Source organism: Staphylococcus sp. GDY8P85P (genome assembly GCF_017892405.1).
Classification (GTDB): domain Bacteria; phylum Bacillota; class Bacilli; order Staphylococcales; family Staphylococcaceae; genus Staphylococcus; species Staphylococcus borealis.
In genome coordinates this window covers 22,473-35,662 of the sequence record NZ_JAESLA010000016.1, presented here as the reverse complement: position 1 = coordinate 35,662, position 13,190 = coordinate 22,473, and the positions used below count along the sequence as shown (strand labels likewise).

Sequence of the window (13,190 nt, the reverse complement as noted above, 5' to 3'; positions counted from 1 at the left end):
ATTTTTTATTTGTTGTGGTAACTAATAATTATAGAGGTGATTGCGCCATTTTTGTATTAAAAACATAAAAATTGGACTGATGAATTTTGTCATCAGTCCATTTTATTATAGAGCCTAAATTCGATAAGAATTCCGTTTCAGTCTCTTATTTAGTTTGACGATTATTTGATGTTTATACTAGAAGGAACTGTGATAAAACATAGCATAAAAGCGCTTTATTAAGCGCGTCAAACATGCATGTACAAGCTATTTTAGTAAAATAAAAAAGTTGAGTATAACTGTTGATTAATTATTTAAGAGGGTCTATAATATAATTAAGGTCAAAGAAAGTCAAAGTCAAAAACGAAGAAGTACTTGGCCTTGCTCTTATCAAATCAATAGGGGTGAAAAATTTGGATATTAATCAAATGACATATGCAATTCAAGGTGCATTACAAAAAGCCATTGAATTAAGTAAAGAAAACGAATTACAAAACATTGAAATCGAAGCAATTTTAAAAGGAACTTTAGAAGAAACTGATAGTTTATTTAAAAGTATATTAGAACGCGCAAATATCGATACAGATAAATTAAATCAAGCATATAACGAAAAATTAAAAAAATATCCCTCAGTACAAGGAGATAATATTCAATACGGACAATATATTGGTTCAAAATCGAATGAATTATTAAATAAAGCTGAATCATACATGAAAGAATACGAAGATGACTATATCTCAATGGAACACGTCCTACGTGCTGCGATGGATATCGATGACACAACAAAACAGATTGTTGGAAATAAAGAAGAAGTTGTAAAAGAAATTATAACTAAAGTTAGAGGGGGAAATCATGTGACTTCACAAAATCCAGAAGTAAATTATGAAGCTTTAGAGAAATATGGTCGTGACTTAGTTGAAGAGGTACGCCAAGGTAAAATGGACCCTGTTATTGGTAGAGATGAAGAAATTCGTAATACCATTCGAATTTTAAGTCGTAAAACGAAAAATAACCCAGTCTTAATTGGTGAACCAGGTGTAGGTAAAACAGCGATTGTTGAAGGCTTGGCACAACGTATTGTACGTAAAGACGTACCTGAATCATTATTAGATAAAACAATTTTCGAATTAGACTTAAGTGCCTTAGTTGCGGGTGCGAAATTTAGAGGTGAATTCGAAGAACGTCTTAAAGCAGTGCTTAAAGAAGTGAAAGAGTCTGATGGACGAATCATCTTATTCATCGACGAAATTCACATGTTAGTTGGCGCAGGTAAAACAGACGGTGCAATGGATGCCGGCAATATGTTGAAACCGATGTTAGCACGTGGTGAGTTACATTGTATCGGTGCTACTACTTTAAATGAATACAGAGAATATATTGAAAAAGACTCTGCATTAGAACGTCGTTTCCAAAAAGTAGGCGTAAGTGAACCAGACGTAGAAGACACAATTTCAATCTTACGTGGTTTGAAAGAACGTTACGAAGTATATCACGGTGTACGCATTCAAGACCGTGCTTTAGTAGCAGCAGCTGAATTATCAGATCGCTACATTACTGATAGATTCTTACCTGACAAAGCCATCGACTTAGTCGACCAAGCTTGTGCCACAATTCGTACTGAAATGGGTTCAAACCCAACTGAATTAGATCAAGTGAACCGTCGTGTCATGCAATTAGAAATTGAAGAAAGTGCATTAAAAAATGAATCTGATAATGCTAGTAAACATCGTTTAGAAGAACTACAAGAAGAACTTTCAAATGAAAAAGAAAAACAAGCATCATTACAATCTCGTGTTGAACAAGAAAAAGAAAAAATCGCAAAAGTACAAGAAAAACGTGCTGAATTAGACCGTAGTCGTCAAGCTTTAGAAGATGCACAAACTAAAGGCGATCTTGAAAAAGCAGCTGAATTACAATATGGTACCATTCCTCAATTAGAAAAAGAGTTAAAAGCATTTGAAGAAGCATACCAAGATGAACAAGGTGATACTGAACGCATGATTCGTGAAGTCGTTTCTGACGAAGAAATTGGCGACATTGTGAGTCAATGGACTGGTATTCCAGTTTCTAAATTAGTTGAAACAGAAAGAGAAAAATTATTAAGTTTAAGTGATATTTTACACGAACGTGTGGTAGGTCAAGATAAAGCGGTAGACTTGGTATCTGATGCTGTTGTAAGAGCACGTGCAGGTATTAAAGACCCTAATAGACCAATTGGTAGTTTCTTATTCTTAGGACCAACTGGTGTAGGTAAAACTGAATTGGCTAAATCATTAGCTGCATCATTATTCGATTCTGAAAAACATATGATTCGAATTGATATGAGTGAGTATATGGAGAAACACTCTGTTTCTAGATTAATTGGTGCTCCTCCAGGCTATGTTGGTCATGATGAAGGTGGTCAATTAACTGAAGCGGTTAGACGTAACCCATACTCAGTAATCTTGCTTGATGAAGTTGAAAAAGCACATAGTGATGTATTCAACGTGTTACTTCAAATCTTAGATGAAGGTCGTTTAACTGATTCTAAGGGACGTAGTGTTGACTTTAAAAACACAATTATCATTATGACTAGTAACATCGGTTCTCAAGTATTACTTGAGAATGTCAAAGATACAGGTGAAATTACTGAAGACACTGAAAAAGCTGTAATGGATAGCTTACATGCTTTCTTTAAACCTGAAATCTTAAACCGTATGGATGATATTGTATTATTCAAACCATTATCTGTTAACGATATGAGTATGATTGTTGATAAAATTTTAACTCAATTAAATATTCGTTTAATGGATCAACGACTTTCTATTGAAGTTTCTGATGACGCGAAAAAATGGTTGGGTGAAGAAGCTTATGAACCACAATTTGGTGCAAGACCATTGAAACGTTTTGTACAACGTCAAATTGAAACACCATTAGCACGTATGATGATTAAAGAAAGTATGCCAGAGGGTACTTTAATTAAAGTAGATTTAGATGGCAACGATGCGTTAACTTTCGATGTACAAAAACCTGAAAATGAATAATGAATGATTATGGGAAACCTAGAGAGTGTGATGCGCACTTTCTAGGTTTTTTTGTGAAGTTTAGTGTGTTTCTATATAGTGTTGGGTTCGCTTGCCCTAGGCATGGCTTAAGCCAATGGTTAGTTAGGGTAAGCAATTCATCACTTTAGAAGCCTTTTCCAAAGTCTTGTAGGTTGTGATGAATTGCTTTTTGATTAGAGTCTTGTCTTAAGCTGATGCTATTCCTAGAGGCGTCTCACCCACACTATTTGAGATACAGACATCTCAATTTAATAAACTATATTTTTGATGTCATATGCGTTTCTGTATAGTGTTGGGTTCGCTTGCCCTAGGCATGGCTTAAGCCAATGGTTAGAAAGGGTAAGCAATTCATCACTTTAGAAGCCTTTTTCAAAGTCTTGTAGGTTGTGATGAATTGCTTTTTGATTAGAGTCTTGTCTTAAGCTGATGCTATTCCTAGGGGCGTCTCACCCACACTATTTGAGAAACAATATGTAAGATAACAAAACATATGCTTAAGTAAGTACATTTTATATATAATATTAAGCAAAAAGAAAAGGGCAATCTAAAATGAATTCCGCAAAAGTGTTTAAAAATGGTAATAGTCAAGCAATTAGTTTAAATAAACAAATTTTAAAGCAAGCTGATTTGGAGATTGGTGATGATTTAACCGTATATGTCACTAATGATGGAAAGGTTGTATTTTCTAAAAAGGAACTATCAATAAAAGAACAAGTTCATAATTATTATAAAAATGGCGGTATATATAGTGAAGAGGAAATAGATTATGGACAAGATGTAGGTAAAGAAAAGTGGTAAGTCAGTTTGAATAATAAAGATTGATTTTAACCCTGTAAATGGAATTGGAAAAGGTAAGGTATAGGATCTGTTTAAGTATAAGTAATATTTATATTAATCATTATACTGGGATAATTTGGGTAATGACTATTACAAGTAGAAAGCAACGTTACTTTTCAGACATAGTGGTGAAAACCAGATTAGCATTATTGATGGGGGCTGAAGGGCATCCATAAGTAGTTTAGGTGCTTTATTATCAAATTAAAAAAGCGATAAATGAAACAGTGTACTTGTTTCACTTATCGCATTTGTTTCTTTAATAAACATGCTATGTTATTAAATATGTCTGTTACCTTGGCGGGTAAAGTCATCTGGTTTTATCATTGCACCTAAAATAGCAATAACAATTGTAAAGACAACTGCTAGAATTAATGGCGTAATAAAGTTTAATGATCCACCGCCATTTAAACTATTCAATACAAAGTTAACCATTTGTAATAGGATGACTGCCCAAATAAAAGTTACGAGGTATTTCATACCGATGACCTCCATAATTTATATACTTCCATTTTAATGTAAAGTAGTCGTTTTGTATAGAGATAGCAAATAACTGATTATACTTTGTACTTTTTTATTTAGTAGAAAATCATCATCTTGAAAGGGTAACTACTTGAGTAGAGATAAAAAAGTGTGTTAAATTAATACCTGGTATTAAAAATTGAAGTAAGAAGGTGTACGTTCATGAACGTAGGTATAAAAGGATTTGGTGCATATGCACCAGAGAGAGTCGTTGATAACGCTTATTTCGAAAGTTTTTTAGAAACTTCAGATGAATGGATTTCTAAAATGACTGGTATTAAAGAAAGACGTTGGGCAAGTGAAGAGCAAGATACATCTGATTTAGCATTTGAAGCTAGTAAAAAAGCGATTGAAGATGCAGGACTCACACCAGCTGATATAGATATGATTATTGTGGCAAGTGCTACTGGAGATATGCCATTTCCATCAGTTGCCAATATGTTACAAGAAAAATTAGGTACGCGTAAAGTACCTACTATGGATCAATTAGCAGCTTGTTCTGGATTCATGTATTCAATGATAACGGCAAAACAATATGTTCAATCAGGCGACTATAAAAATATACTTGTAGTCGGTGCAGATAAATTATCTAAGATAACAGATTTAACAGACCGTTCAACAGCCGTTTTATTCGGTGATGGTGCTGGTGCAGTAGTTATTGGTGAGGTTTCAGAAGGCCGAGGTATCATTAGCTATGAAATGGGATCTGACGGTACCGGTGGAAAATACTTATACTTAAATAAAGATACTGGTAAACTAGTTATGAACGGACGAGAAGTCTTTAAGTTTGCTGTAAGAATTATGGGTGAAGCCTCAACGCGTGTTGTTGACAAGGCAGGACTAAAATCTGATGATATTGATATGTTTATTCCTCACCAAGCAAACATTAGAATTATGGAATCAGCACGAGAAAGACTTGGTATAGAGAGAGAAAAGATGAGTGTATCTGTTAATCGCTTTGGTAACACATCTGCTGCCTCAATACCATTAAGTATTTCACAAGAATTAGAGAATGGAAGAATTAAAGATGATGACACACTCGTGTTAGTAGGTTTTGGTGGTGGCCTAACATGGGGCGCTATGGTTATCAAATGGGGTAAATAGGAGGATTTAATGTATGACTGAGAATAAACGAGTTGTAATTACTGGTATGGGTGCATTATCACCTATTGGCAATGACGCCCAAACAAGTTGGGAAAATGCCTTAAAAGGTGTTAATGGTATCGATACAATTACTAGAGTAGATACAGAAGATTATAATGTTCATTTAGCAGGTGAACTTAAAGATTTTAATATTGAAGATCATATCGAAAAGAAAGACGCACGCCGTATGGACCGTTTCACTCAATATGCGGTAGTTGCAGCACGTCAAGCAGTTGAAGATGCTAAGCTAGATATCAATGAAGAAACTGCTAATCGCATTGGTGTATGGATCGGTTCAGGCATTGGTGGTATGGAAACGTTTGAAACAGCGCATACGACGCTTCAAAAGAAAGGGCCTAGACGTGTAAGTCCATTCTTCGTACCAATGTTAATTCCTGATATGGCAACTGGTCAGGTATCGATTGATTTAGGTGCAAAAGGACCAAATGGTTCTACAGTTACAGCATGTGCAACAGGCACTAACTCTATTGGTGAAGCTTTTAAAATCATTCAACGTGGCGATGCAGATGCGATGATTACAGGTGGTACAGAAGCGCCGATTACGCATATGGCACTTGCAGGATTCAGTGCTAGTAGAGCATTATCTACGAATGATGATAAAGAAACAGCTTGTCGTCCATTCCAAGAAGGCCGCGATGGTTTCGTAATGGGTGAAGGTGCCGGAATTTTAGTGCTTGAATCATTAGAATCTGCTCAAGCGCGTGGTGCTCAAATCTATGCTGAAATTGTTGGTTATGGTTCAACAGGTGATGCTTATCACATTACAGCTCCAGCACCTGAAGGCGAAGGTGGCTCACGCGCAATGCAAGCAGCACTTGATGATGCTGGTATTGAAGCAAAAGATGTTCAGTATCTAAATGCACATGGTACGAGTACGCCTGTTGGTGATATGTATGAAATTAGAGCAATCAAGAATACATTTGGAGAAGCCGCTAATCATTTAAAAGTTAGCTCAACTAAATCAATGACTGGTCACTTATTAGGTGCCACAGGTGGTTTAGAGGCTATCTTCTCAGCATTATCAATTCGTGATTCTAAAGTTGCACCAACGATTCATGCCAATACACCAGATCCTGAATGTGATCTTGATATTGTTCCAAATGAAGCACAAGATTTAGAAATTACTTATGCAATGAGTAATAGCCTTGGCTTTGGTGGTCACAACGCAGTATTAGTATTTAAAAAATTTGAAGATTAATAACATAAAATAGCGAGGCTGGGACGACGAATTTAAAAAGAATTCTGTCCCACCCTCGCTATTTTTTTACCTTTTTATCAATAAAAAATGGAAATGATGATTGTTAATACAAAGTATAAGCTATTGATGATTAGCGCAGGAAAAATCCATGATGATATAAAATAAACCTCTTTTTTGACTTGTGAAGGATTAAAAAACGCATCATGTTCCATTGTCTTTTTCTTTGCACGTGGAGACATTTGATAACGAATACGTCGAAAACCATAACTTGTAGCATCGAAAATGCCTTCTTGAACTAATAAAATAATGAAAACGAGTATAAAGACTATAAGTGATAGATAAAATAATGTATTTATGTATGAAATAAAGGAATGGTTAGAAAAGATTAACCAAATTATCAATGTAATCATAGGAGTACTTAACAACCAGAGCCCCCAACTTTTTTTATGTTTCATTTGTATACCCCCTGATGAAGTTAATACTAGTTTAACGTATTCGTATAAAGAATAATATCTTAAATCTAAAACATAAGATTATAATATCAAAACAGTAAAAAGAACATTTATTTTACAATTCAATTTTTAAATATTGTGAAAATTATATTGCAATTGTATGAAAATTGTATATATAATATTACTAAATATTTCTGAAAATTTTGAAGGGAATGTTAATTTTGAAAATTTAAAAGGGGGCGGAGTAATGACGCGATATGTTTTAAAACGATTGGGGTACATGTTTTTGTCGCTGTTTATTATTATTACGATTACATTTTTCTTAATGAAAATGATGCCAGGTTCACCGTTTAATGATGCAAAATTAAGTGCTGAACAAAAGGCTATTCTTAATGAAAAATATGGATTAAATGATCCGGTTGCCGTTCAATATCTTCATTATTTAAAGAACGTTGTAACAGGGGACTTTGGTTATTCATTCCAGTATCATAATCAACCGGTATGGGAGTTAATTAGACCGAGATTGATTCCATCAATGGAAATGGGTATTATCGCTATGATTATAGGTATAATTTTAGGTCTAATCCTTGGTATTGCAGCTGCAACTAAGCAAAATACATGGGTAGACTATACAACTACTGTGATTTCAGTTATCGCTGTATCCGTACCATCGTTCGTTTTAGCCGTACTTCTTCAATATGTTTTTGCAGTGAGATTAAGATGGTTCCCTGTTGCTGGTTGGGAAGGAATTGCTACAGCTGTATTACCTTCACTTGCACTATCTGCAGGGGTTATGGCAACAGTAGCAAGATACATACGAGCTGAAATGATAGAAGTTTTAAGTTCGGATTACATATTATTAGCAAGAGCAAAAGGGAATTCTTCTTTGCGTGTGCTATTTGGGCATGCATTAAGAAATGCACTCATACCAATTATTACCATCATAGTACCGATGTTAGCAGGAATTCTAACAGGTACGTTAACCATTGAAAATATATTTGGTGTTCCGGGATTAGGGGACCAATTCGTAAGATCGATTACGACAAATGACTTCTCAGTTATTATGGCTACAACGATTTTATTCAGTACTTTATTTATTGTTTCAATCTTTATCGTAGATATTTTATACGGAATCATTGACCCAAGAATTCGTGTACAAGGAGGTAAAAAGTAATGGCAAATGATAAATTTGAAAAGCCATTTGATGATCATTCAAATGCGGCTATGACACATACCTCTGAAGGCATTGCAGCTTCTGATTTCGTAATGAGAGAGCTTGATTTAAATAGAGAACCAGAAATGCAAAGAGAAAGTAAAAACTTCTGGCAAGATGCCTGGACCCAACTAAAAAGAAATAAATTGGCTATTGTAGGATTAATCGGATTGGTTTTAATTGTTATTATGGCTTTTATTGGTCCTTTATTAAGTGATCATGATTATGCCGAACAAGATGTCTCAAGACGAAATTTACCTGCTAAGATTCCAGTATTAGATCAGGTACCTTTCCTTCCATTTGACGGAACAGGCGCAGATGGAACAAACGCATATAAAGATGCAGGCGTTAAAGAAAATTTCTGGTTTGGTACTGATCAATTAGGTAGAGATTTATGGACACGTACATGGACAGGTGCTCAAATTTCATTATTTATCGGTGTAGTAGCTGCAGTACTGGACATTTTTATTGGTGTTGTATATGGTGCAATATCCGGTTTCTTCGGAGGACGGGTAGATAATATCATGCAACGTATTCTAGAAATTATTGCATCTATTCCTAACTTAATTGTCGTAATTTTATTTGTACTCATATTTGAACCGTCTATATGGACAATTATCTTAGCCATGTCGATTACCGGATGGTTAGGAATGAGTAGGGTAGTTCGTGGGGAATTCTTAAAGTTAAAAAATCAAGAATTTGTGATGGCATCAAGAACATTAGGTGCATCAAAATTCAACTTAATTTTTAAACATATTTTACCAAATACGTTAGGCGCAATTGTTGTAACTTCAATGTTCACAGTGCCAAGTGCCATATTCTTTGAAGCATTCTTAAGCTTCATTGGGATCGGTGTACCAGCACCACAAACATCACTTGGTTCATTAGTTAATGATGGACGTGCTATGTTATTAATTCATCCACATGAATTATTTATTCCTGCAACAGTATTAAGTTTGCTCATCTTATTCTTTTACTTATTTAGCGATGGTTTACGCGATGCATTTGACCCTAAGATGCGTAAATAAAAAAGGAGGCAAAGGGTATGTCAGAAAGAGTTTTAGAAGTAAACGACTTGCATGTTTCCTTTGACATTACGGCAGGGGAAGTGCAGGCAGTTAGAGGCGTAGATTTTTATTTGAACAAAGGAGAAACGTTAGCAATAGTAGGCGAGTCTGGTTCGGGTAAATCCGTAACGACAAAAGCAATCACTAAATTATTCCAAGGGGATGTTGGAAGAATAAAAAAAGGGAAAATTGATTTCTTGGGCGAAGATTTGGCCGTCAAATCTGAAAATGAGCTTATTAAATTACGTGGTAAAGACATTTCAATGATATTCCAAGATCCAATGACATCGCTTAATCCAACGATGCAAATTGGTAAGCAAGTTATGGAACCACTTATCAAGCATAAAAATTATAATAAGGCGGACGCTAAAAAACGTGCGCTAGAAATATTGAATTTAGTAGGATTACCTAATGCAGAAAAACGTTTCAAAGCGTATCCACATCAATTCTCTGGTGGGCAAAGACAAAGGATTGTTATCGCAACAGCTTTGGCTTGTGAACCGAAAATATTAATCGCTGATGAACCAACAACTGCCTTAGACGTTACTATGCAAGCACAGATATTAGACTTAATGAAAGAATTGCAACAAAAAATTGATACTTCAATTATATTCATAACACATGATTTAGGTGTTGTAGCAAATATTGCAGATAGGGTTGCTGTCATGTATGGCGGACAAATGGTGGAAACGGGGGATGTAGATGAAATCTTCTATGATCCAAAGCATCCATATACTTGGGGATTACTATCATCTATGCCTGATTTAACTACGAGCAATGATACAGAATTAATTGCAATTCCAGGGACACCTCCTGATTTACTACATCCACCTAAAGGGGATGCATTTGCTCGACGAAGTCAATACGCTTTAGATATTGATTTCAAACAAGAACCACCATGGTTTAAAGTATCACCAACTCATTTTGTTAAATCTTGGTTATTAGATGAAAGAGCGCCTAAAGTAGCACCACCAGAAATGGTGATGAAGAGACAGCGCCAAATGCCTAATAATTACGACAAACCACGTCAAGTAGAAAGGGTGTCGTTCGATGGATAAGAATAATGAAATATTATTAGAAATTAAAAATTTAAAACAATATTTTAATGAAGGTAAACGAAATGAAGTAAGAGCCATAGAGGACATCTCTTTTGACATTTATAAAGGGGAAACACTAGGGTTAGTTGGAGAGTCAGGATGTGGTAAATCAACAACAGGAAAGGCAATTATTAAATTAAATGACATCACTAGTGGAGAAATTTTATATGAAGGTCAAGATATTCAGAAAATTTCTAAACGTAAAGATTTATTGAAATTCAATAAAAAAATTCAAATGATATTTCAAGATCCATACGCATCTCTTAATCCTAGGTTAAAGGTAATGGATATCGTTGCTGAAGGCATTGATATTCATAAATTAGCTAGTGGTAAAAAAGATCGTAAACGACGTGTGTATGATTTACTTGAAACAGTAGGTTTAAGTAAAGAGCACGCAAACAGGTATCCTCATGAATTCTCAGGTGGACAAAGACAGCGTATTGGCATTGCACGTGCGTTGGCCGTTGAACCAGAATTTATCATTGCGGATGAACCAATTTCAGCGCTAGATGTATCGATTCAAGCGCAAGTTGTTAACTTAATGTTGAAACTACAACGAGAACGAGGTATTACTTTCTTATTTATTGCACATGACTTATCTATGGTTAAATATATTTCAGATCGTATCGCAGTGATGCATTTTGGGAAAATTGTAGAGTTGGGTTCTGCCGATGAAATATACTATCATCCATTACATGAATACACTAAATCATTGTTATCAGCGATTCCACAACCCGACCCAGATAGTGAAAGAACACGTAAACGTGTAGCATACAAAGATGATGAATCTAAAAATAGTGAGCGAAGCCTTCAAGAAATTAGACCTGGTCATTTTGTCTTTGTTACTGATGAAGAAGCGGCTCAATTAAAAGAACAGCATCTAACGCAAAGCGTTTAATACTGGGGAAGGAGGATGAAATTGTTATGAGAAAAATTAACTTTAAAGTGATTTTAGGTTTAATTGTAACTACTTTACTATTAAGTGCATGTGGTAAAGGTGGTGGATTATATGATGATAGTGGGCAAACATATCGAGTTGCCACTTCTTCAGATATAAATACACTTGATTCAACGCTAGCTACAGATACAGTTTCATTTACGATCTACAATCAAGTATTCGAAGGGTTATATTCACTTAATGGTAAAGATGAAGCTGTACCAGGTGTCGCAAAAGGACAACCTAAAAAGTCAAATGGTGGAAAAACGTGGACAATTAAATTACGTAAAGATGCAAAATGGTCTAATGGGGACCCGGTAACGGCACATGATTTTGTATTTGCATGGCGTAAAGCTGTTGATCCAAAAACTGCATCAGAATATGCATACATAATGTACGATTTGAAAAATGCAGAAGATATTAATTTAAATAAAAATGGTAAAAAACCTAAAGATTTAGGAGTAAAAGCATTAGATGATTACACATTACAAGTTGAGTTAACAAAGCCAATTCCTTATTTTCAACAAATGTTAGCTTTTGGTACGTTTATGCCACAAAATGAAAAAGTAGTAAAAAAATATGGTAAATCTTATGGTACTACTGCTGATAAAACTGTTTATAATGGTCCTTTTAAAATTGATAAGTGGGCTGTAGAAGATAAAATCATGTTAACTAAAAATAATGATTATTGGGATAAAAACCATGTTAAATTGGATAGAGTCAACTATAAAATATTGAAAGATACACAAGCTGGTGCCTCATTATACGATACAGGTTCTGTTGATGTCGCAGGTATAACTTCTGAACAAGTAGACAAGTATAAAGATAGTCCAGCGTTATTCAAACGTTTATTAGCATCTACATTCTTTTTGAAACTAAACCAGAAAGAACAACCAGAATTTAAAAATAAAGACATGAGATATGCGATTGCTCAAGCAATTAATAAAAAGGACTATGTTAATGAAGTGCTTGGTACAGGTGCAAAACCGTTTGATGGCTTTACTGCACGTGGAACAGCTAAAACACCAGATGGCAAAGATTATGCTGATACTGTAAATTCACCACTAAAGTACGATCCTAAAAAAGCAAAAGAACATTTAGAAAAAGCGAAGAAAGCACTAGGTAAAGATGAATTTACCTTCACATTAAATACTGAAGATACACCAGATTCTAAAATTTCTGCGGAATTTATTAAATCTCAAATTGAAAATAATCTACCAGGAGTAACAGTAAAAGTTAAGCAATTACCTTTTAAACAAAGAGTTCAAGCTGAATTGACGATGAATTACTCAATGTCGTTATCAGGTTGGGGACCAGATTATCCTGATCCAATTACTTTCTTAGATACGATGACAACAGGAAACGCTCAAAACAACACTGGTTGGAGTAGTAAAGAATATGACAACTTATTAAAAAAAGCGAACGGTAGTTTACTACAAAAACCAAACGAGAGATTTGCTGCTATGCGCCAAGCTGAGGAAATTTTCTTAAATGATGCACCTGTAGCACCAATTTATCAAAAGGGTGCTGCTTCATTAAGAAATCCTCAATTAAAAGGTATTGAGTATCATCAAATTGGTGGAGATTATTCATTAAAACATGCATATATGGACAAATCAATTGATAGAGAAACTGGTAAGAAAAAGAAAAATGAATAAAGCGTGTCAAAATGCAGCCTAGCTA

The 13,190-nt window shown here is 34.8% G+C and carries 11 protein-coding genes; 9 read left to right on the top strand and 2 right to left on the bottom strand.

The window, feature by feature from the left end; all coding sequences use genetic code 11:
* Positions 1–392: 392 nt before the first annotated feature.
* Together clpB and KA828_RS03875 are read left to right on the top strand one after the other, a co-directional pair.
* Positions 393–3,002, top strand: a complete 2,610-nt coding sequence (gene clpB / locus KA828_RS03880; RefSeq protein WP_210125445.1) for an ATP-dependent chaperone ClpB — start codon at positions 393–395, stop codon at positions 3,000–3,002.
* 570 nt (positions 3,003–3,572) lie between these two features.
* A complete protein-coding gene (locus KA828_RS03875) occupies positions 3,573–3,821 on the top strand; it encodes an AbrB/MazE/SpoVT family DNA-binding domain-containing protein (RefSeq protein ID WP_210125444.1) in 249 nt (82 codons plus the stop codon).
* Between the two features lie 315 nt (positions 3,822–4,136).
* Here KA828_RS03875 and KA828_RS03870 read toward each other — a convergent pair whose 3' ends face one another.
* Positions 4,137–4,337 carry a YjzD family protein gene (locus tag KA828_RS03870; protein ID WP_053029740.1) on the bottom strand — a complete coding sequence of 67 codons (201 nt, stop codon included), beginning with the start codon at positions 4,335–4,337 and terminating at the stop codon, positions 4,137–4,139.
* Positions 4,338–4,541: 204 nt separating this feature from the next.
* Here KA828_RS03870 and KA828_RS03865 point away from each other — a divergent pair, with 204 nt between their 5' ends.
* Both KA828_RS03865 and fabF read left to right on the top strand, forming a co-directional pair.
* Positions 4,542–5,483, top strand: a complete 942-nt coding sequence (locus tag KA828_RS03865) for a beta-ketoacyl-ACP synthase III (RefSeq protein WP_053029738.1) — start codon at positions 4,542–4,544, stop codon at positions 5,481–5,483.
* Between the two features lie 13 nt (positions 5,484–5,496).
* Positions 5,497–6,741: a beta-ketoacyl-ACP synthase II gene (fabF, locus tag KA828_RS03860; protein WP_075109203.1), complete on the top strand. Its 1,245-nt coding sequence runs from the start codon at positions 5,497–5,499 to the stop codon at positions 6,739–6,741.
* Positions 6,742–6,818: 77 nt separating this feature from the next.
* On the opposite strand, the gene KA828_RS03855 is transcribed toward fabF, so the two are convergent.
* Positions 6,819–7,196 carry a DUF3899 domain-containing protein gene (locus KA828_RS03855; RefSeq protein WP_193839566.1) on the bottom strand — a complete coding sequence of 126 codons (378 nt, stop codon included), beginning with the start codon at positions 7,194–7,196 and terminating at the stop codon, positions 6,819–6,821.
* A 244-nt stretch (positions 7,197–7,440) separates the two neighbouring features.
* Here KA828_RS03855 and opp3b point away from each other — a divergent pair, with 244 nt between their 5' ends.
* The 5 genes from opp3b to KA828_RS03830 are packed head-to-tail and all read left to right on the top strand — an operon-like array spanning position 7,441 to position 13,165.
* Positions 7,441–8,367, top strand: a complete 927-nt coding sequence (gene opp3b / locus KA828_RS03850; protein WP_053029731.1) for an oligopeptide ABC transporter permease — start codon at positions 7,441–7,443, stop codon at positions 8,365–8,367.
* Complete coding sequence (gene opp3C, locus KA828_RS03845; protein WP_210125443.1) at positions 8,367–9,434, top strand: oligopeptide ABC transporter permease; 1,068 nt, start codon at positions 8,367–8,369, stop codon at positions 9,432–9,434. The genes opp3b and opp3C overlap by 1 nt, the downstream gene beginning before the upstream one ends.
* 17 nt (positions 9,435–9,451) lie before the next feature.
* Positions 9,452–10,531 (top strand): ABC transporter ATP-binding protein, encoded by a 1,080-nt coding sequence (locus tag KA828_RS03840; RefSeq protein WP_053029729.1) that lies wholly within the window; start codon positions 9,452–9,454, stop codon positions 10,529–10,531.
* Entirely contained in the window at positions 10,524–11,468 is a 945-nt protein-coding gene (locus KA828_RS03835) for an ABC transporter ATP-binding protein (protein ID WP_053029727.1), read from the top strand. Before KA828_RS03840 ends, KA828_RS03835 begins: the two co-directional genes overlap by 8 nt.
* Before the next feature lie 26 nt (positions 11,469–11,494).
* A complete protein-coding gene (locus KA828_RS03830; protein WP_210125442.1) occupies positions 11,495–13,165 on the top strand; it encodes a peptide ABC transporter substrate-binding protein in 1,671 nt (556 codons plus the stop codon).
* Positions 13,166–13,190: the final 25 nt, after the last annotated feature.